Here is a 19,685-nt window from a genome sequence, read left to right on the forward strand (position 1 = left end):
AGCGGTGCACACGATTCCCCGGCCGGCCCGCGCCCCCCTGCGCTGGAAGATCGCCGCGCTGGCCGCCGCCACCGCCTGCCTCGTCGCGGCGGCGGTCGGAGTGCTGGTGCACCTGTGGACGGCGCAGGACATCCGCAGCCGGGCCGAGGCGCAGGCCTTCAACGCCGTCTACTCGGCCATGGACGTCTACCGGCGCACCGGATCGCTGGCGGACGGCGCCGAACTCGACCCCGTCGACCTGCCCGCCGCCCTGCGCCACCCGGTCGACGGCGAACGGCACACGGCCTACGACGGGCACGCCGAAGGGAACTCGGGCCCGAGCTACTGGGCCGCCCAGCGCACCGGCGGGCCCGGCAGCCCCGTCCTCGCCATCCGGGTCAACCTGGGACCGCAGCTCTCCGACCTGCCCCGGCTGGACGTGGCGATGGCGGTGGCCTCGCTGGTCGCGCTCGCGGCGGCCACACCGGCCGCGGTCTACGGGGCCGGGCTGCTCGCCCGCCGGCTGCGGCGGGTCGCCGAGACGGCCGGCCGGATCTCCGCCGGGGACCTCGACGCCCGGACCGGGCCCACCAAGGGCGGCGACGAAGTCGCCGACATCGCGGCGACGGTGGACCTGATGGCCGACAGCCTCGGCCGACGACTGCGCTCCGAACGGCAGTTCACCGCGGACGTGGCACACGAGCTGCGCACGCCGGTCGGCGGATTGCTGGCCGCCGTCGACCTGCTGCCGGCGGGCGAGACCGAGGACCTGATCCGGGCGCGGGTGCGGGACCTGCGCGCTCTGGTCGAGGACCTGCTGGAGATCTCGCGGCTGGACGCCGGGGCGGAGGAGGTGGTGCGGGCCCGGGTGCCGCTCGCGGCCGTCGTCCGGGAGGCCGTGCTGCGCACCGGGTACGAGGCCGAGATCGCCGTGGCGGCGGAGCTGACGGTGGAGACCGATCCGCGGCGGCTGGAGCGGATCGTCGGCAACCTCGTCGTCAACGCGCACCGGCACGGGGCCGCCCCCGTCCTGGTCACCGTCCAGGACCGTACGGTCGTCGTGCGCGACCACGGCCCCGGCTTCCCGCCGGACCTGCTGCGCCACGGCCCGCGGCGCTTCCACACCGGCGCCGCCGAGCGCGGCACGGGCCACGGACTGGGGCTGACCATCGCGTTGGGGCAGGCCCGGCTGCTCGGCGCGGAGCTGCGCCTCGACAACGCGGAGGACGGCGGCGCGGTGGCGACTCTGCGGCTGCCGGGCTGACCGCCTCGGTTGCTACCGGACTGCTGCCGAGCGGAGCGGTCGTCGATACACGGCGGCGCAGGGGCCTGATACGTGCTCCGGACACCCTTCGAAGTGCACCGACTCGCACCTCGGACAGGAGCCCCTCCCGTGATCGCCAACCCCCTTGCCCTGCACGCGACCCCCGGGGTCGCGGCCGCCGTCGCCGACCTGACGAAGACCTACGGCGGCGGCGACACCCGGGTGACCGCCCTGGACCGGGTCAGCGTGGCCTTCCGGGAGGGCGAGTTCACCGCGATCATGGGCCCGTCCGGTTGCGGCAAGTCCACCCTGATGCACTGCGCGGCCGGGCTCGACACCCCCACGTCGGGGTCGGTGCGGATCGGCACGACGGAGCTGGGCGGCCTGGGCGACCGGCAGCTCACCCGGCTGCGGCGGGACCGGGTCGGCTTCATCTTCCAGGCGTTCAACCTGCTGCCCACCCTGACCGCGCTGGAGAACATCACGCTCCCGCTGTCGTTGGCCGGGCGGACGCCGGACCGGCAGTGGCTGGACCGCGTGGTGTCGATGGTCGGGCTCTCCCGGCGCCTCGACCACCGGCCGGCCGAGCTGTCCGGCGGGCAGCAGCAGCGCGTCGCGGTCGCCCGGGCGCTGGTCGCGCGGCCCTCGATCGTGTTCGGCGACGAGCCGACCGGCAACCTCGACTCGCAGTCCGGGGCCGAGGTGCTCGGCTTCCTGCGGGACTCCGTCAGGGAGCTGGGGCAGACGGTGGTCATGGTGACCCACGACCCGGTGGCCGCCGGGTACGCGGACCGGGTGGTGTTCCTGGCCGACGGGCGGCTGGTCGACGAGATGGCGCACCCGACGCCGGACCGGGTGCTGGACGTCATGAAGTCCTTCGCGGGCTGACCCGCACCCCCCGACTCTCGAAAGCTGATCATGCTGACCACAGCCCTGCGCAACGTCCTGGCGCACAAGGCCCGGCTGCTCATGACCGTCCTCGCGGTCTGCCTCGGCGTCGCCTTCGCCTCCGGCACCCTCGTCTTCGCGGACTCGACCGCCGCCGCCCACCGGGCGGCCGCGTCCCGCACCTTCGCCGACATCGCGGTCAGCGTCACCGCGAAGGAGTCCCCTGCCGCCCCCGACCAGCCGAACGTGTTGACGGACGAGTTGGCGCGCCGGATCGCGGACGTGCCCGGCGTCGCGGCGGTACGGTCGTCGGTCGACGGGAGCGCCACGTTGAACGCGGCCGACGGCAGGCCGCTGCGGGTCAAGCGGGGGACGAACCTCGCGGACGCCTACGTCCCGGGGCGCGACGGCGAGGACGCCCGCTACCCCGTGGTCGAGGGGCGTGCCCCGGCCGGTGCCGACGAGATCGCCGTCGACCGGGGCACCGCGGCGGCGGGCCGGTACCGGGTGGGCGACCCGGTCACGCTCGCCACGGACGGCCCGGCCCTCACCGCGCGGCTGGTCGGCATCGTGACCACCACGGACACCCGGGTCACGGCCGGCGGTACGCTCACCCTGTTCGACCGGGCCACCGCGCAGCGGCTGTTCGCAACTCCCGGGCACTACACCAGCCTTGAGGTCTCCGCCGGGCCGGGCGCCGGCCAGTACGAGCTGGCGGAGCGGATCGCCGCCGTCCTGCCGCCCGGCCGGGCCGAAGTCACCACCGGACAGGCGCAGGCGAACCAACAAGCCATCTACGTCGGCACGTTGACCCGGGGCTACCAGAAGCTGCCGATGGTCTTCGCCGGGGTGTCGCTGTTCATCGGCTCGTTCCTCGTGGTCAACACCTTCACCATGCTCGTCGCCCGGCGCACCCGGGAGATCGCCCTGCTGCGGGCGGTCGGCGCGACCCGGCGCCAGGTGGTGTGCTCGCTGCTGGCCGAGGCGGTGCTGGTCGGGGTCGTCGCGTCGGTGGTGGGGTTCGTCCTCGGGCTCGGCATCGCGGCCGTGCTGCCCGGGCTGTTGAGTGGCGAGGGCGGTCGGCTGCCGGAGGGGCCCTTGGTCATCGGGCCCCGGCCGGTGGCGGCAGCCCTGTTCGTCGGGGTCGGCGTGACGGTGTCGGCCGCCTGGCTGCCCGCGCGCAGGGCGGCGCGGATCGCGCCGATCGAGGCGCTGCGGGCGGCGGCCGCGCAGCCGGGCGGGCGCTCGCGGCTGCGTCCGATCGTGGGGGTGGGGCTGCTCGTCCTCGGCGTCGGCTGGCTGGTCGCGCTCGCGGGTGCGGCGAAGGACGCCTCCGAGGCGAATCTGCGGAGTGCGATGGCGGGTTGCGGGCTCCTGGTCGTCGCCCTGATCGTGCTGGCACCGACGCTCGCCGTCCCGGTGATCCGGCTGACGGGCCGCCTCACCCGGCGGTTCGGCGTCGTCGGCCTGCTGGCCCGGCAGAACGCGCTGCGCGACCCCCGGCGCACGGCGGCGACCGCCGCCACGCTGCTGATCAGCACGGCGCTGGTCAGCGGGCTCGCCACCATCGGCAGCTCCACCGGACAGGCCCTCGACCGGCAGGCGGCGGACGGCCTCGCCGCCGACTACGTGATCAGCACCGGCGACACCATGACCGGCATCGACCCGGCGGCCGTGCAGCGGGTGGCCGGTCTTGCGGGGGTGCGCGGCGCGAGCGCGGTCGCGGACTCCACGGTGGTCATCGGCGGCAAGGTCCGTGAGATCTCCGGCATCGACCCCGTCTTTGTTGAACAGGCCGTGAAGCTCGACTTCGTGAGCGGTTCCGTGCAGGACCTCGGGCCCGGCCGGATCGCCGTCTCCAGCAGCGTCGCCCGGGAGACCGGGGTGAGCACGGGAGGCCAGGTCAACGTGCGGATGGGCCGGAGCAAGGAGTTCACGCGGTACACCGTCGTGGGCGTCTACCAGGACAACCCCACCGCCCACGACGCGGTCGGCGCCCGGGGCGAGGTGCAGCAGCACGGCTTCAAGCCCGGCTCCGTCCAGCGGATCCTCGTCCGGGGCGACGGCTTGTCCGGGCGCGACCTGCGGACCGCTGTCGGCAACAACCCGCTGCTGAAGGTGCAGGACCGGGCCGAGCTGGTGCGGGAGGCGGCGGGGACGATGGGCGACCTGCTGACGCTGATGTACGGGCTCCTCGGCATCGGCGTCGTGATCGCCGCGCTCGGCATCGTCAACACCCTGGCCATGTCCGTCACCGAACGGACGCGTGAGATCGGCGCCCTGCGCGCCATCGGCATGGATCGCGCGGGCATCCGTCGGATGATCCGCCTGGAGGCCGTGACGGTCGCGGCGTTCGGCACCCTGCTCGGCCTGGCCGGCGGCCTGTTCGGCGCCTGGGCCGTCGGCGCGCTGGCGGGCGGCGCGGTCAAGCAGTACGCGCTGGTGCTGCCCTGGGGCACGATCGCGCTCGTCTGCCTGGCGTCCCTCACGATCGGCGCCCTCGCCGCCGCCGTCCCCGCCCGCCGGGCCGCCGCCCTCAGCCCGCTGGTGGCGGTCGCGGAGGTGTGACCCGTCGATCCCCTTGTCCCCGCCCGGCACGAACGCCGGGCGGGGACTGTCAGCGTCGCGGCCGGGACAGGGCGATCGGGTCGTCCGGGTCCTCGATGTGGTCGCTCACTGGGCCCCGAGACGGCGAAGGAACGTTGAGGCCTGGGTCCGCGGGATCGGCTGCTGGTCGTCGTGGTGGCCGTGCAGGGACGCTGTGCTCACCATTCCTCCGGAAGTCTCGTGCAGGCGGGACCGGTCAGTGTCTTCCCCCGCAGGCCTGGCCGGTACCGGAGCCGTCACGAGAGTCCTGAGCGGCGCGTCCTGTCCCGGCGAAGATTGACCGGCTTGTCCGTCTCGGCAAAGGTTGACCAGGCGTTGCTATGGCCCTGCAACCTACACAGCCCTCACAAGAGAGCCCAATGCCTGAACTTCCCGCCACACGCCGCATCACCCTCCACCTACCCGCCGACCTCGTCGACTGGCTCCACGAGTTCGCCGAGATCTCTCACCGATCCGTTGACGAGGTGGTCCGGCCACTGGTCGAGGCGGAGAAAGCCCGCTTCGATGCAAACTGGGATCGGACGTCACCAGGGCCTGGTTAGAGTCGAGGAGCGCCACGACCAGCAGCTCAACACCCACACGCGACCGGTTGGCAGCAACTCCTTCGTCGTGTGCGGGTCGGGCACCATGTACCAGACGATGGAAGGCCGTTGGGGCTGCGCCTCTTGTGGCTCCACCTGGGCCTGAGACAGCGAGAAGGGCCAAGGAGCATGCCGATCTGTGCGGAGTGCCGCACCGCTGAGGCGGTCATCAAGGACCTGGACGTCGGGTGACTGGCCTGGCCGGCGATCGCACATCAGGCTGACGGCCGGGCAGCGGGTCGGATCGGGCACGGGATGTCCGGCCAGATCCGGTTGGGGCACGCGATCACGTAGTGGCCCGACCAGCGGCTGTCGGACACCCAGCGGGACCAGGCGACGTCCGAGGCGCCCTCCAACTGCTCAACCGCGCGGAGTCGCCGTGCCTCGAAGGGAAGTTGGGGGTCGCCGCCAGGAGTGTGTTCCTCGTACCGTTCCGCAAGCCAGTCCACTGCGTTGCTCACCGCCACCCAGGTGCCCCGCACCTGGGCGGCCGGGCGCAGGAGCCACCAGCCGGTCATCATCGGCGGGAGTTCCGAGAGGCCGAACCGTGCGGCCTCGATCGGGCGACGCTCCGGTTCCTTCGCCAACAGCCGGCCGTCACCGGTCCACTCGTAGCCGTGGAAGTGCAACTGTGCTTCTCCTCGGAGACGTTGAAGCCCCGGCCGCCCGCACGGGACTGCGGGCGGCCGGGGCTGTCAGGGGACTTCAGACGGACAGGCCGAACCGCGCCGGGTCGATTCCGGCCTCGGTCAACTCCTCGGCGGTGAACAGCAACGGTTCGCGGTCGGGACGCTTGCTGTCGCCGAGGGCGAAGACGCCGTGCTCGACCAGGCCGAGGGTCACGCACGACTCGCCGTCGTCGCCCCCGCCCTGGTTGCCGCCGCACGCACGGTTGAACTCGACCTGGGAGAGGTCGAGTTCGTACAGGTTGCGCTCAGTCATCGCCTGCACCTTCCGGTATCGCTTCGGGGCAGCACGGAACGGCCCCGCCCCGCCCAGGACTTGGGCGGGAGAATGAGGGGGAGTTCAGCCCCACAGGCTGATGCGGGTGGTGAGCTGGTCGGCCGGCACCTGGCGCGGCTTGGCGTCCGGCTCGAACAGCGGCCGGACCAGCGCCCGGCCGTCCTGGGCGCCCACGATTTCGACCAGACACCCGGTCGTCAGGTCCTTCCGGACCGGATTGTTGTCGATCCGCTCCATGAGTTCCGCGTGCGTACGGCGGCGTGTGGTGCCGGTCGGCTGTGCGAAACCGTCAGTGGGCATGGAGCGCTCCTGTGGCTCTCGAATCATTTCGGCGAGTCACCAAATTACCGGGGCGTTGGGGTTATTCCCGCACACTTTCCTGATCCCGCAAGAACTCGTCCCGGACGGTCCCAGCCAGATCTCGCATGGCGTCTCCAGCAAGAGCTTTCAGTTCGAATCGGCCAAACCGCTCCAGGTATAGCTCCACATCTTTCGGCTCGCTGGTGGTGATCTCCGCATGAGGGATCTCCACGATCACCATCCGGTTGTCGTAGATGGCGAATGATGAGGATGGTGCTTCCGTCATGTGAGCTGAGAGCGGTACTACGCCGATCCAGACGTTCGGGAGGCGAGAAAGAGCGATAAGTCGGTCCAGCTGGACGGCCATTTCGGGTGGGGAGATAAGTCGCCAGCGCAGTACCGATTCGGTGATCAGGTAGCGAAATGACTTGGCGGACTCGAAAAGTACGGCTTGGCGCTGGATTCGGGCACCGATGGTCCGGGAAAGCACTTCCTCGGTCAGGCCCTTTGTGCTGAGGATTGCCCGGACGTACTCCGGCGTTTGGCACAGGCCAGGGATGCAGGACGGCTGGAAGATCCGTTGAACGACCGTTTCGGCTTCTACGGCGCGGATGGCGTCCTGGTGCAAGTGGAAGCCGCTGCGGCGGTACAGGCGCCATGCTGTAGCCTCTGTGGCTTCTCTCCGGGCCGTCTCGACCAGTCCGGCTCGGACTTCATCGGATACCCCGATCGCCGTGAGGATGCGGTCAACATCCATGGCCGTCGGAGCGATCTTCCCCGTCTCGATACGGCTCAGCTTGGACGCGGACATGGCAGCGCTGCGGGCTACTGCTTTGGCCTCTTTCCCGCTGGCCTTTCGCAGCTCCCGCAGCGTGCTACCGATACTGCCTTTCACCTGCTTCCGTACCGCTCCCACCAGTCCGTGAACGGTTCGGCGTGACTCAGCGCCGCATCTCGCCAGTGAATCCACTTCTTCACGTTGGGCTCATCCTCTGCACCGAGGAAACCGCCCTCGTTGTCGTAGGTCATCGAAACGGTCGTGGACTCGTCGAACAACCAGAAGTCGGGAACGCCTTCGATGGGGTTTGGCTTCTCCGTGATGTCGAGGATGAAGAACTCTTCACCAGCGGTGGTGTTCGTCCGGTAGCCCCAGCCCAGTTCGAATTGGAGATACGGGGTGAGCGGCCGGGTCAGGATGTGAACGCGGTACATCCTGCGGCCGGCAGTGGTGTTCCGCCGGACCTGCGTCAGCCAGGCGGCGTTGTAGTCGGCGGGCTGAGGCTCCCCGGCCAAGAAGGCCTGATAGGCGTCGACGCTGCCGGACTTGCTGTAGTCGTCCAGCGTCTCCAGCCGGAACGCTTCCCGCTGGAAGCCGTCGAAGAGTGCGCCGAAGGCGTCAGGAGAGATGGTCACGGGCAACCCTCACCAGGAGGTCGATCGGGATACGTACGGCTGTTTCGGTGTCCGGCAACTGCATCGTGGCCAGGGCTTCCGGGTCGTCCACCCGGAAGCCCTGGACGACCAGTTCCCCGGTGTCGGTGGAGTAGATCGTCGGGCAGGGCCCGTTGTCGCAGGAGCTGTCCAGTTCGGTCAGCTTCATGGCTGTTCCTCCCCTTGGCGTCTCGTTCGATGTTCCCGACTCCCGGGGTGCAGGGTCAAGGACTCGATCTTTCGAGAACGGGAAATCGGTCGGGTGGGTTGTGGCCGCCCCCGATCGGTGCGAACGCCGGTCGGGGGCGAGGGAGTTCAGGGTTGGTGGGTGGTGATGGTGATGGGGTGGGCGGTCCAGTCGGTCATCTCGCCGATGTAGAGGGTGGTGCTCCAGTTGCTGCCCCGGGTGAGGCGGCGGGCGACGCCGTTGCCGCCGCCGGGGCCGATGCAGAGGCGGATGAAATCCCGGTGGGCCGCGCGGATCGGGAGCGTTCGGACGTGTTCCCAGAGGACGGGGAGCGCGTGGTCGAGGCTGGGGAACGGGGCGGGGAACATGATGCCCGTGATCTCGGGACGTACGGCGGTCATGCGGCGGTCGCGGCGGCGGAGACGTGGCACCAGATGAGCTTGCCGATGCCGCCGGCGCGGGGGCAGCAGCCCCACTGGGTGGCGAACTCCTGGACGAGGAGCAGGCCTCGGCCGGTCTCGGAGGAGGTGGAAGCGGGGCGGAATGCGGGCTTCTCGCTGTCGGCGTCGTGCACCTCGATGCGGAGGGTGTCGTCCGGGGCGAGGTGGTAGCGGACGAAGATCAGCCGGTCGCGCGGGGCTCGGGCGTGCTGGATGGCGTTGGTGACGAGTTCGCTGACCAGCAACCCGCCGATGGGGGAAACACCAGAGGTGCCCCGCGCGGCGGTGAGCCGGGCGGGGCACCTCTGGTGTGTCTGCGGGTTTAGAAGTCGTCGTCGAAGGCGACGGAGCCCTCGACGGCGACCTGGTACGCGGAGACGCGGCGCTCGAAGAAGTTGGTCAGCTCCTGGACGTTCTGGAGTTCCATGAACCCGAACGGGTTCGTCGACCCGTAGCGGATCGGCAGGCCGAGGCGGGCGAGGCGCTGGTCGGCCACGGCCTCCAGGTACTGGCGCATGGAGTCGGTGTTCATGCCGGCGAGGCCGTCGCCGCACAGGTCCTGGGCGAACTGGAGCTCGGCCTCGACGGCCTCCTCCAGCATCTCCGTGACCTGCTTGGCCATCTCGTCGTCGAAGAGGTCGGGCTCCTCCTCGCGGACGGTGTCGACGACTGACATCGCGAAGTCCATGTGCATGGACTCGTCGCGGAACACCCAGTTGGTGCCGGTGGCCAGGCCGTGCAGCAGACCGCGGGACCGGAACCAGTACACGTACGCGAACGCGCCGTAGAAGAACAGGCCCTCGACGCACGCCGCGAAGCAGATCAGGTTCAGGAGGAACGCGCGGCGGTCCTCCTTGGTCTGGAGCGAGTCGATGTGGTCGACGGCGTTCATGTACTTGAAGCAGAACTGCGCCTTCTGGCGGATGGAGGGGATGTTCTCCACCGCGGCGAAGGCCGCGTTGCGGTCCTCGGGGTCGGGCAGGTAGGTGTCGAGCAGCGTCAGGTAGAACTGGACGTGCACGGCCTCCTCGAACAGCTGGCGCGACAGGTACAGCCGCGCCTCCGGGGAGTTGATGTGCTTGTAGAGGCTCAGCACCACGTTGTTGGAGACGATCGAGTCCCCGGTGGCGAAGAAGGCGACCAGGCGGCCGATGAGGTGGCGCTCGCCCTCGCTGAGCTTGGCCAGGTCGGCGACGTCGGAGTGCAGGTCCACCTCCTCGACGGTCCAGGTGTTCTTGATCGCGTCCCGGTACCGGTCGTAGAACGACGGGTAGCGCATCGGGCGCAGGGTCAGCTCGAAGCCGGGGTCGAGCAGCATCTTCTCGCGGTCGGGGGTGCTCACTGGCAGGCCTCGCAGGACTCGGGGTTCTCCAGGGAGCAGGCCAGCGCGGCCTCCTCCTCCGGGGTGAGGGTCGGGGTGTTCACGGGCACGGGCGCGGACGAGGACGCGGGCGCGGGCACGGCGGCGCGGGCGGTACCGGAGGCGGCCTGGGCGATCCGGGTCGCCGGGCGCGAGCGCAGGTAGTAGGTGGTCTTGAGACCGACCTTCCACGCGTAGGCGTACATCGAGCTGAGCTTGCCGATGGTCGGCGCCGCCATGAACAGGTTCAGCGACTGGCTCTGGTCGAGGTACGGCATGCGGGCCGCGGCCAGGTCGATCAGCGCGCGCTGGGGCAGCTCCCAGGCGGTGCGGTACAGCGAGCGGACCTCGGCGGGCAGCCAGCCCAGCTCCTGGACGGAGCCGTTGGCCTCGCGCAGGGCGTCGCGGGTCTGCTGGTCCCAGACGCCGAGCTCCTTGAGCTCGCGCACCAGGTACGGGTTGACCTGGAGGAACTCGCCGGACAGCGTCTCGCGCTTGAACAGGTTGGAGACCTGCGGCTCGATGCACTCGTAGACGCCGGCGATGGACGCGATGGTCGCGGTCGGCGCGATGGCCAGCAGCAGCGAGTTGCGCAGGCCGGTCTCGGCGATGCGGGCGCGCAGCGCGGTCCAGCGGTCGGCCCACTGCGGGGCGGCCGTCGGGAAGTGGTCGATGTGCAGCTCGCCGCGGGCGGCGCGGGTCTCGCCGTAGGCCTCGTGGCGGCCCAGCTGCTCGGCCAGGTCGGCGGAGCGCTCGTACGCGGTGAGCATGATGCGCTCGGCGATGAGGGTGGACAGTCGCGCGGCCTCGGCGGAGTCGAAGTCGATCCGCAGCTTGAAGAAGACGTCCTGGAGGCCCATCACGCCGAGGCCGACCGGGCGCCAGCGGGAGTTGGAGGTGCCGGCCTCGGTGGTCGGGTAGAAGTTGATGTCCACCACGCGGTCGAGGAACGTCACGGCGGTGCGGACGGTGGCGTCGAGGCGCTCCCAGTCCATGGCGCCGAGCAGGTCGTCGACGGAGGCCCCCGGGGCGACGTGGGCGCCGAGGTTGACCGAGCCGAGGTTGCAGACGGCGGTCTCGGAGTCGTCCGTGACCTCCAGGATCTCGGTGCACAGGTTCGAGGAGTGCACCGTGCGGCCGGGCAGCGCGGTCTGGTTGGCGGCGCGGTTGGAGGCGTCCTTGAAGGTCATCCAGCCGTTGCCGGTCTGCGCCAGGGTGCGCATCATCCGGGCGTACAGGGTCTGCGCGGGGATGGTGCGCACGGCCTTGCCGGCCAGCTCGGCCTTGCGGTAGGCCTCGTCGAAGTCGGAGCCCCACAGGTCGACGAGCTCGGGCACGTCGGCGGGGGAGAACAGCGACCAGTCCTCGTTGGCGTTGACCCGGCGCATGAACTCGTCCGGGATCCAGTGCGCCAGGTTGAGGTTGTGGGTGCGCCGCGCCTCCTCGCCGGTGTTGTCGCGGAGCTCCAGGAACTCCTCGATGTCGGCGTGCCAGGTCTCCAGGTAGACGCAGGCCGCGCCCTTGCGGCGGCCGCCCTGGTTGACGGCGGCGACCGAGGAGTCGAGGGTGCGCAGGAACGGGACGATGCCGTTGGACTTGCCGTTGGTGCCGCGGATCAGGCTGCCGCGCGAGCGGATGCGCGAGTAGGACAGGCCGATGCCGCCGGCGTGCTTGGACAGCCGGGCGATCTGCGCGTAGCGGTTGTAGATCGAGTCCAGGTTGTCCAGCGGGGAGTCGAGCAGGTAGCAGCTCGACATCTGCGGGTGCCGGGTGCCGGAGTTGAACAGGGTCGGCGAGGAGGTCAGGTACTCCAGCCGGCTCATCAGGCCGTACAGCTCGGCGACCTCGCGCACCGACTGCTCGCTGTCGCCGACCGCCAGGCCGCAGGCGACGCGGAGCAGGAAGTGCTGCGGGGTCTCGATGACCTTGCGGGTGATCGGGTGGCGCAGCAGGTAGCGGGACTGCACGGTGCGCAGGCCGAAGTACTCGAAGCGGTCGTCGCCGTGCGCGTCGATCAGCGCGTCCAGGGCGGCGGCGTGCTTGGTGACGAAGGCGGCGGTGGTGTCGCCGATCAGGCCCTCGGCGTGGCCGACGGCGATCGAGGCGGCGAAGGAGCGCGAGCCCTGGCTGTTCGCCTCGTCGACGATCTCCAGGGCGAGCAGCCGGGCGGCCAGCTTCGAGTACTGGGGGTCCTCGGCGATCATCGACGCGGCGGCGTCCACGGCCAGCCCGCGCAGCTCGGCGAAGTCCGAGCCGGCGTGGCGGCCGCGCAGCGCGGCGGCGGCGACATGGCCGGGGTCCACCTGGGGGAGATCGACGCTGCGGTCGGTGAGCAGCCGAAGGAGCGCGCCGCCGGGGTCGGAGACCGTCGGGTCGGTGGGGGCGGGGCCGGTGCCCTGGGCGGGCAGGGTGGCTGAGGCAGCGGTGGTCAAGGCGCTCTCTCCTGGCGGCGATCGGCGGCGGTGATCGGGGGGTACCGGGCCGTTCGGGGCAGGGGAGCACGGCACGTACGCAGGAAGCGTCGCGCGACAGTGGCGTCCCCGGCCCGCCCGCGAGGCCCGGAAGGTAGTTCTCGTGCTGGCGCGGCCTCTGCGGGAGGGCCCGTGCGCACACCGTCGGCAGGTACTCGGACTCGCGGGGCGGCTACTGGTAGCCGCCCGCTCACCGCTGCGGGGCAGTCCCGGATTCGCACCGGGTTCCCCTGCATCGACAGCAGGATTGAGCATACATCTAGTGGTGTCTCTCTGATGCGACCCCACATGTAGTACGGCGCGGTGTGTCGGAGCGATAACCGGTGGTGCCGGGAGGGGGCGGGTCGTGGCCTTGGGGCGCCTCGGATCCGGGCTTCCGGCGCCCTGATTCCGGGCTCCCGGCGCCCTGATTCCGGGCCCCGGCGTCCTGGTTTCGATACGGAACGGTCACCGGGCGGACCGGTTGCCGCGGGCATGCCCTACGATCTGGGCGCATGAGCGAGCGAAGCGCCGAGGGGCGCGTTTCGCGAAGCGATCATCGAGCGAAGCGAGGGGGCGCGTGAGCGACGGAACTGGCGCACCCGGGCAGGGTCCGCAGGGAACGCCTCCCCCCGGGCCGGGGGACGCGCACGGTCAGCAGCCGCCGGTGGTGCCCGGTCCGGTGTTGCCGCCGAGCGGGGGCTTCGGGCCGCCGCCGGCCTCGTACGGGCCTCCGGTGCCGCCCGCGCAGCCGGTGGCGCAGCCCGGTCCGCCGGGGCAGCCTCCGCTGCCGCAGCCGGGACCGCCAGGGCAGCAGCTGCCGCCGCAGTGGCAGCCGAACCCCCAGCCGCATCCCCAGCCGAACCCCCAGGCGCATCACCAGGCACACCCCCAGCTGCATCCGCAGTCGTACCCGCAGCCCCAGGCGCCGCAGCGCGCCGAGCCGAACTGGGAGGCGCTGGCGGACCGCAACGCGGCGGACGGCAAGCGCCGCCGCCGACTGCGGGCCCTCGGCGTGGCGGTCGCGGTCGTCCTGGTCGGCGGCCTGATCGCGGGCGGGGCGGTGCTGCTGACGAAGGGCGGCGGCGACAAGCCGGTCGCCGGGCCGATCGCCTCGGCCTCCAACCGGCCGTCCTCCGCCGCATCGGGTGCCGCCCGGAGTGCCGCGCCGAGTGCCGCCGCAACCCCGGGCGGGAACCCGTCCGGCACCCCGGGCGGAGCGCCGGACGACCCGTCGAAGCCGATCTGGGAGGCCGCCACCGACCCGGCGCCGCAGGACGCGGGGGCACTGTTCTCCGCGCTCCAGGTGACGGTCAACGGTGCCACCTGGAACCGGACCTTCGTCTCGCTGGACTCGCCCTGCTGGGACGGGAACTCGACGACCGGCGGGCTCGGCAAGGTCCTCGGTGACCAGGGCTGCCAGAAGGTGCTCCGGGCGACCTACGTCTCCGGCGACAGCGCGGTGACCGTCGGCGTCGCGGTCTTCGACCACAAGATCCAGGCCGAGACTTCGATGAAGAGCTACACCGGCCACCTCAAGGGCGCCGTCGCGCCGGGCGCGCCGGCCTTCTGCGCCACTCCGGGCTGCACCAACACGCACAACACCCTGGGCCGGTACGCCTACTTCACGGTCGAGGGCTCGGCGAAGGGCGGCGACACCGCCGACGCCACCGCCACCGCGGCGGCCGTCGGCTTCGGCGAGCACGTGAAGGGCCAGCTGCTCCAGCGCGCCAAGGCCGCGTCCGCGGCCGCGCCGGGTGCGCCGGGGGCCGCCGCGGCCGGCTGATCCGCCGTGGCACCCCGGCCCCGGCGGGTTCGCTCGCCGGTGCCGGGGGAGTGTGGCAGGCTCTCGGGGCAGTCATTCGCACGAGTGTTCCGGTTGTGTCCGCCTGGGCCGGTGCCGGCGAGCAACCGGAGGAGCGGTCCGTGGCCCTGCCCAGAGCCCTGCGCGGCAGGCCCGCCGTCCTGGCCGCGGCCGGGGTCGTGGTCGCCGCGGGCGCCGTGGCGCTGTTGCAGCGTGACGGCCGGGCCGACGGCGAACGGCCCGCCCGCGTCCCGGTGACGGTCGGCCTCCCCGGCCGCACCCTGCCGCCGGAGGTCGGCCGGGACCTGCTCGCCCGGGATCCGCAGGCCTCGCCGAACGCCCGGGCCGTCCAGCAGCTGCTCGCCGACCTGGAGGACCGGGCCCGCACCGGGCAGAGCGGCGGGACGGTGATCGGCCAGCACGTCGAGGCGCACAACGAGCGCAACAACCCCGAGTACGGCGACTACCGCGGCACCAAGCAGGTCGGCTACTACTACAAGAAGGCCGCCGACCTCACCGGCAAGCTGCCCGGCTTCGTCGAGACCGACCTCGGCCCCGGCTACGGCCAGACCGGCTGGGGCGTCGGCGACCCGCGCTCCTACTCGGCCGGCCGGTGGCCCACCTGCCGGGCCGGCTGGCAGTACACCGACGACGCCGTCGACCTGCTCTCCGCCGTCTGGTCCGGTCACCCGCGCGCCGACGACGGCAGCTACGGCACGGCCGGCGTCCAGCACAACTGCGACGGCACCACCACCGAACTGCCCGACAACGGCGGGGGGCCGGCCGGGATCGTCGGCATGTCCTTCCACCAGCCCTACCCGGGTTCGGACGTCAAGTCCTTCGAGCAGGTGCTCTGTTCGAACTCTCCGGCCGCCAAGGACAAGGGCTGGTTCGGCCGGGTCGTCGACAGCGCACACGACACCCCCGAGTACCGCGCGCTGATGACCGACCTGTCCTACCTGGCCGACCACCTGGAGTACCTGGCCGCCCACGACGTGCCGGTGCTGCTGCGCCCGTACCACGAGATGAACGTGCAGGACTGCTCCCGCAGGTTCTGGTGGTCGGGCCAGAAGCCGGCCGACTACCAGGCGCTGTGGCGGATCACCTACCGCTACCTGGTGGAGACCAGGGGCCTGCACAACCTGCTGTTCGTCTGGACGCCGGTGTCCTGGGACGGAGCCCCCGGCGCGGACCCGTGGGACTACTACCCGGGCTCGCAGTACGTCGACGTGGTCGGGGTGGACGACTACAGCGGCAGCCCCGCGCACCCGATCGGCACCGGCGAGGTGTGGACCAAGCGGTACTACGACGGACTCGCCGGCTACGGCAAGCCGCGGATCCTGGCCGAGTCCTTCGCCGTCCCGGTCAACTCCCGCCAGCCGGACACGCTGCGGCGCACGCCCTGGACGATCTGGACGGTCTGGGGGCAGTCGCTCACCTCGGACAACCTGACGCCGGACCAGCCGCGCAACTCCAGCGCGGACGTCAACGCCACCTACCACAGCCCGCTGGCGCTCACCGGCGGCGCCGGCCCGTTCGGCGCGAACGTCGACTGGGGCGGCCTGCACGTTCGTTGAGCCGGTCCGCACGTTCGTCGAGCCGCCCCGCACGTCCGCCGAGCAGGTCACCGTGAGGTGCGCTACACCACCGAATTCCGTTGAACGGCCGGAATACCGTGTCCGTTGTGCCGTGTGGCATCCTGTGGCGGCGAAGCCGAGGGGCTGACGCCGGGACGGGCCCGGCGGGGCGGGGGTGCGGGATGGGACAGGCGCGTGCGATGCGCGCGGCCGGCGGCATCGCCGTCGGCTGGGGCGTGGTGCTGCTCGCTTGGGCGGCGTACAACTGCTTCGGCCAGGTCGGGTTCGCGACCTACGTCAAAGGCATCTTCTACTACGGCGGCACCTCGGTGGACGCCGAGACCGGCAGCCTCAACTACGGCCTGATCTACCTGCTTTCGGGAATCCTGCTGCTGCGCGGGCGCAGCTGGGCGCTCGGGGTGGCGGCCGGCGTCGCACTGGTCGAGGGGTACAACCGGGTGCGCAGCCTGACCGGCGCGCTCCTGGACAAGCCGCAGCGGGAGTGGTTCACCAGCACCACCGAGGGCGGGCTCAAGCTCGCGACCTTCGCGCTCGGCGTGGCCGTCACCGCGGCGCTGATCCTGCTGCTGGCCCGGCTGAAGTGGCGGGAGCCGCGGGCGCCGGAGGCCGCCGCGGCGTCGGGCGGCCAGGTGCACTGGTCGCTGCTGCAGACGATCCCGGCCGAGCCGGCCCCGGGCCCGCAGCCGTACCAGCAGCCGCCGTTCCAGCACCAGCACCAGTCCGCCTGGCCGCAGCCGCAGCCGCAGGCCGCCTGGCCACCGCAGCCGCCCTTCCAACAGCAGCCGCAGCCCGCGTGGCCGCAGCAGCCCCCGGCCTCGCAGCCGCAGTCGCAGCCCGCTGCCTGGCCGCAGTCGGCGCCGGCCCAGCCGGCCCAGCCGGCCCAGCCTTCGCAGCCGTCACAGCCGGTGCCGTACGCGCAGCAGGCCGCCCAGCCGGCCCCGCACCCGTCGACGTTTGCCCAGCAGCCGTGGCCCGCCGCGCCGCCGGTGACGCCCGGTCCGGTCGCCCCCGGTCCGGTCGTCTCCCCGGCCGACCGTCCGCCGGCCGACCGTCCGCCGACGGACCGCCCGCCGCAGGCCTGAACCTCCGCAGCCCCGGACCGCTCGCGAACGACCCGGCTCCCGCACGGGATCGGCCCGACACCAGACGAGGAGCGACTTTCGCCATGCCATCGACATCCCCCGCACGGACGGTGCTCACCACGTCCCGCGAGGCCGCCCGGCTCGCCGAGCGACAGATGTCGTGGAAGCCCCGGGTCCTCCCGTTCTACTTCTCCTTCACGGTCATCTTCGCCTTCTCGGTCTGGGCCTACGTGCCCAACCCCACCCCGCTCGGCTGGACGATCACCATCCTGTGGGGGATGCCGGTGTTCGGCGTCCTGATCGGCTTCCAGGGCGTGCTGATGGTCCGCCGCCGGCTGCGCCAGGTGAGCCGGATGACGCCGGCCGTGCCGGTCGAGGACGACTTCCTGATCGTGCTGGTGCCGACCATCGGCCGCCACGACACCTATCCGGCGCTGGAGCGCTCGGTGCTCTCGTACGTCGAGCACCTGCCGGCCTACTTCCCGTGGATGCGGGTGGACGTCCTCACCGAGGAGGGCTGCGCGGCCGCCGAGAAGATCGACGGTCTGGCCGCCCGCAACCCGCTGATCCGGGTGGTGACCGTGCCGAAGGCCTACGAGACGGCCAACGGCACCAAGTTCAAGGCCCGCGCCAACCACTACTCGCACGAGCTGCGGATCGAGGAGGGCGAGGCCGAGGACGACGTCTGGGTGCTGCACATGGACGACGACACCGGCGTCGGCCCGGACACCGCCGCCGCCGTCGCGCAGTTCGTCAACCGGCAGCGCCGGGCCGGGGACGACGCCAAGCACATGGCGCAGGGCATCCTGACGTACCCGCGGGAGAACGCCGTCTCCACCTTCACCTGGCTCGCCGACGCGATCCGCCCGGCCGACGACATCGCCCGCTTCCGCGCGATGACCGGCACCGGCACCCCGATCGCCGGCGTGCACGGCGAACTGCTCCTGATGCGCTCCTCGGTGGAGGCCACCATCGGCTGGGACTTCGGCCCGAAGACCATCGTGGAGGACGCCCAGATGGCGCTGAACTTCTGCCAGCGCTACCCGGGCCGCAGCGACTGGTTCAACGGGCGCTGCTACGGAGCCTCGCCGGCCGGGGTCAAGGACTTCCTCAAGCAGCGCGAGCGCTGGGCCTGGGGCCTGGTCGCGCTCTGCTTCAACAGGACGATCCCGCTGCGGTACCGGCTGTTCATCGGGATGGGCATGGTCAGTTGGGTGCTCGGTCCGCTCCAGCACGTCGGCCTGGTGCTGCTGGTCGCCTGGTTCACCGGCACCTGGAACACCTCTCCGGTCACCCAGTCCGTGGTGCTGGTCTGGTCGATCAACTTCGCCTACGTCATCTGGACGTACTGGGAGGGCCTGCGCCTGAACGTCGTCGCCTCGGCGAACCACCGGCGCAAGTGGTGGGAGCCGATCGTCGTGGTGGCGGCCATCCCGCTGTTCTCCTTCCTGGAGGGCTGGGGCGGCCTGCGCGGGCTGGTCAAGTTCCTCAAGGGCGAGGAGAACAAGTTCGTCGTCATCGCCAAGCCGGCCTGATCGGAGGTCACCGCTGTGAAGCGCCCCGCCATCTTCATCCTGCCGACCGTGGTGGTCGCCATCACCGTCGCCGTCCCGGTGGTCTGGGGGGACCACCCGCTCAAGTTCGTCCACCAGCGCCCGACCGCCGTGCACTGGGCCGGCTCCGCGACCGAGCAGGGACGGGTCTGGGGCTTCGGCAAGGACGCGCCGCCGGTCGAGGACACCGGCCCCAGGGTGGCCCGCCCGTGGGCCGAGGGCAGCCCCGAGTGGGGCGTGCAGGTGTACTGGCTGGACGATCCGGCGGACCCGGACAACTTCGTCCAGGGCAAGGTCGACCGCATCGTCAAGTACGTCGTCGGGCTGAACGCCAACTCCCTGTCGGTGACCTTCCCGTACTACACGACGGGCACCAGGTCGAACGCCGTCGCCGCCCGGCCGACCACCCCCACCCCGGAGCGGCTGGCCCTGCTGCTGGACGCCGCCCACCGGGCGGGCCTGCGCACCACCATCCGTCCGATCATGGACGAGGACGTCTTCGACTACCTCAACACCCTCAAGTGGCGCGGCAACATCGCACCGACCGACCGGGACGCCTGGTTCGCCAGCTACGCCGCCTTCCTGACGCCCTACCTGAAGACCGCCCAGGAGCACTCCGCGGCCGAGGTCACCATCGGCACCGAGTTCAACTCGCTGGAGGGCGACCCGCGGTGGCCCGGTCTCATCGACCAGGCGCGGAAGACCTTCCACGGCGAGCTGGTGTACGACGCGAACTTCGACAACTGGTCCAAGGGCCCGATAGCGGTGCCGGCGGACGGCACGGGCGTGGACGCCTACCCGCCGGCCAAGTCGGCCGGTGACGACGCCCCGGTCGCCGACCTGAGGGCCAGCTGGAACGCCTGGCTCGACAAGCGCGGCAGCGGTCCGCAGCCGACCACCAAGCTCACCGAGGTGGGCATCCCGGCGCAGAAGGGCGCCTACAAGACGCCCGGCGAGTACTACAAGAAGACCGAGCTGAACGAGGCCGTCCAGGCGACCTGGTTCACCGCGGTCTGCCAGGTGGCGCAGGAGCGCAAGCTGCGCGGGCTGTACTTCTGGTCGCTGTACTTCGGCATCGACCCGAACCTGCCGACCAACCAGGACACCCCGCGGATGGACTACGCCGGGCGCCCGGCCTCCGAGCAGGCGATCCGCGACTGCTTCGCGCAGACCTACGAACTGCCGCCGTCCTAGGCTC

18 protein-coding genes and 1 riboswitch are annotated in these 19,685 nt (G+C 71.5%); of the genes, 8 read left to right on the forward strand and 10 right to left on the reverse strand.

The features are described from left to right. The first annotated feature begins 4 nt into the window (after positions 1-4). The 3 genes from AB0P03_RS11640 to AB0P03_RS11650 all read left to right on the forward strand — a co-directional run bounded on the left by AB0P03_RS11640 (position 5) and on the right by AB0P03_RS11650 (position 4,699). Positions 5-1,243 (forward strand): HAMP domain-containing sensor histidine kinase, encoded by a 1,239-nt coding sequence (locus AB0P03_RS11640; protein WP_363586969.1) that lies wholly within the window; start codon positions 5-7, stop codon positions 1,241-1,243. A gap of 132 nt (positions 1,244-1,375) precedes the next feature. After that, positions 1,376-2,131: an ABC transporter ATP-binding protein gene (locus tag AB0P03_RS11645; RefSeq protein WP_363586991.1), complete on the forward strand. Its 756-nt coding sequence runs from the start codon at positions 1,376-1,378 to the stop codon at positions 2,129-2,131. A 30-nt stretch (positions 2,132-2,161) separates the two neighbouring features. Beyond that, entirely contained in the window at positions 2,162-4,699 is a 2,538-nt protein-coding gene (locus tag AB0P03_RS11650) for an FtsX-like permease family protein (protein ID WP_363628654.1), read from the forward strand. 835 nt (positions 4,700-5,534) lie between these two features. Here the strand turns inward: AB0P03_RS11650 and AB0P03_RS11655 are convergent. From AB0P03_RS11655 to AB0P03_RS11700, 10 genes are all read right to left on the reverse strand, one after another. Beyond that, on the reverse strand, positions 5,535-5,948 hold the full coding sequence (locus AB0P03_RS11655) for a hypothetical protein (protein WP_363628656.1): 414 nt from the start codon (positions 5,946-5,948) through the stop codon (positions 5,535-5,537). A 76-nt stretch (positions 5,949-6,024) separates the two neighbouring features. Continuing rightward, positions 6,025-6,261: a DUF397 domain-containing protein gene (locus AB0P03_RS11660; protein WP_363628658.1), complete on the reverse strand. Its 237-nt coding sequence runs from the start codon at positions 6,259-6,261 to the stop codon at positions 6,025-6,027. 84 nt (positions 6,262-6,345) lie between these two features. Then, the gene (locus AB0P03_RS11665) at positions 6,346-6,582 is read right to left on the reverse strand and encodes a hypothetical protein (RefSeq protein WP_363628659.1); all 237 of its coding nucleotides are present in this window, start codon (positions 6,580-6,582) and stop codon (positions 6,346-6,348) included. A gap of 61 nt (positions 6,583-6,643) precedes the next feature. Then, a complete protein-coding gene (locus AB0P03_RS11670; RefSeq protein WP_363628661.1) occupies positions 6,644-7,477 on the reverse strand; it encodes a helix-turn-helix transcriptional regulator in 834 nt (277 codons plus the stop codon). Next, positions 7,474-7,995 (reverse strand): DUF6879 family protein, encoded by a 522-nt coding sequence (locus tag AB0P03_RS11675; protein WP_363628663.1) that lies wholly within the window; start codon positions 7,993-7,995, stop codon positions 7,474-7,476. Before AB0P03_RS11675 ends, AB0P03_RS11670 begins: the two co-directional genes overlap by 4 nt. Continuing rightward, positions 7,979-8,182 (reverse strand): hypothetical protein, encoded by a 204-nt coding sequence (locus AB0P03_RS11680; RefSeq protein WP_363628665.1) that lies wholly within the window; start codon positions 8,180-8,182, stop codon positions 7,979-7,981. Before AB0P03_RS11680 ends, AB0P03_RS11675 begins: the two co-directional genes overlap by 17 nt. A 146-nt stretch (positions 8,183-8,328) precedes the next feature. Continuing rightward, positions 8,329-8,601: a hypothetical protein gene (locus AB0P03_RS11685; protein WP_363628667.1), complete on the reverse strand. Its 273-nt coding sequence runs from the start codon at positions 8,599-8,601 to the stop codon at positions 8,329-8,331. Further along, on the reverse strand, positions 8,598-8,885 hold the full coding sequence (locus AB0P03_RS11690) for an ATP-binding protein (RefSeq protein WP_363628669.1): 288 nt from the start codon (positions 8,883-8,885) through the stop codon (positions 8,598-8,600). The genes AB0P03_RS11685 and AB0P03_RS11690 overlap by 4 nt, the downstream gene beginning before the upstream one ends. Positions 8,886-8,962: 77 nt before the next feature. Beyond that, positions 8,963-9,958, reverse strand: coding sequence for a ribonucleotide-diphosphate reductase subunit beta (locus tag AB0P03_RS11695; RefSeq protein WP_079136257.1), 996 nt, complete (start codon positions 9,956-9,958; stop codon positions 8,963-8,965). A gap of 20 nt (positions 9,959-9,978) precedes the next feature. Beyond that, complete coding sequence (locus AB0P03_RS11700) at positions 9,979-12,408, reverse strand: ribonucleoside-diphosphate reductase subunit alpha (protein WP_363628734.1); 2,430 nt, start codon at positions 12,406-12,408, stop codon at positions 9,979-9,981. A 191-nt stretch (positions 12,409-12,599) separates the two neighbouring features. After that, positions 12,600-12,743, reverse strand: a riboswitch (cobalamin riboswitch). A gap of 443 nt (positions 12,744-13,186) precedes the next feature. Between AB0P03_RS11700 and AB0P03_RS11705 the strand changes: the two genes are divergently transcribed. The 5 genes from AB0P03_RS11705 (at position 13,187) to AB0P03_RS11725 (ending at position 19,681) form a co-directional block, all read left to right on the forward strand. After that, positions 13,187-14,236, forward strand: coding sequence for a hypothetical protein (locus AB0P03_RS11705; protein ID WP_363628671.1), 1,050 nt, complete (start codon positions 13,187-13,189; stop codon positions 14,234-14,236). A 140-nt stretch (positions 14,237-14,376) separates the two neighbouring features. Next, positions 14,377-15,831, forward strand: a complete 1,455-nt coding sequence (locus tag AB0P03_RS11710; protein ID WP_363628672.1) for a glycosyl hydrolase — start codon at positions 14,377-14,379, stop codon at positions 15,829-15,831. 182 nt (positions 15,832-16,013) lie between these two features. Next, positions 16,014-16,934, forward strand: coding sequence for a hypothetical protein (locus AB0P03_RS11715; protein ID WP_363628673.1), 921 nt, complete (start codon positions 16,014-16,016; stop codon positions 16,932-16,934). 83 nt (positions 16,935-17,017) lie between these two features. Beyond that, the gene (locus tag AB0P03_RS11720) at positions 17,018-18,469 is read left to right on the forward strand and encodes a glycosyltransferase family 2 protein (RefSeq protein ID WP_363586958.1); all 1,452 of its coding nucleotides are present in this window, start codon (positions 17,018-17,020) and stop codon (positions 18,467-18,469) included. A 15-nt stretch (positions 18,470-18,484) separates the two neighbouring features. Beyond that, complete coding sequence (locus AB0P03_RS11725; protein WP_363628675.1) at positions 18,485-19,681, forward strand: hypothetical protein; 1,197 nt, start codon at positions 18,485-18,487, stop codon at positions 19,679-19,681. Positions 19,682-19,685 lie beyond the last annotated feature (4 nt).

Origin of the sequence: Kitasatospora sp. NPDC088779 (genome assembly GCF_040685395.1) — a bacterium.
GTDB lineage: Bacteria > Actinomycetota > Actinomycetes > Streptomycetales > Streptomycetaceae > Kitasatospora.

Excerpts from the sequence above, each read along its gene's own strand:
- AB0P03_RS11650 (WP_363628654.1), top strand. The coding sequence starts at position 2,162 with ATGCTGACCACAGCCCTGCGCAACGTCCTGGCGCACAAGGCCCGGCTG.
- AB0P03_RS11660 (WP_363628658.1), bottom strand. The coding sequence starts at position 6,261 with ATGACTGAGCGCAACCTGTACGAACTCGACCTCTCCCAGGTCGAGTTC.
- AB0P03_RS11665 (WP_363628659.1), bottom strand. The coding sequence starts at position 6,582 with ATGCCCACTGACGGTTTCGCACAGCCGACCGGCACCACACGCCGCCGT.
- AB0P03_RS11680 (WP_363628665.1), bottom strand. The coding sequence starts at position 8,182 with ATGAAGCTGACCGAACTGGACAGCTCCTGCGACAACGGGCCCTGCCCG.
- AB0P03_RS11685 (WP_363628667.1), bottom strand. The coding sequence starts at position 8,601 with ATGACCGCCGTACGTCCCGAGATCACGGGCATCATGTTCCCCGCCCCG.
- AB0P03_RS11695 (WP_079136257.1), bottom strand. The coding sequence starts at position 9,958 with ATGCTGCTCGACCCCGGCTTCGAGCTGACCCTGCGCCCGATGCGCTAC.
- AB0P03_RS11715 (WP_363628673.1), top strand. The coding sequence starts at position 16,014 with ATGGGACAGGCGCGTGCGATGCGCGCGGCCGGCGGCATCGCCGTCGGC.
- AB0P03_RS11720 (WP_363586958.1), top strand. The coding sequence starts at position 17,018 with ATGCCATCGACATCCCCCGCACGGACGGTGCTCACCACGTCCCGCGAG.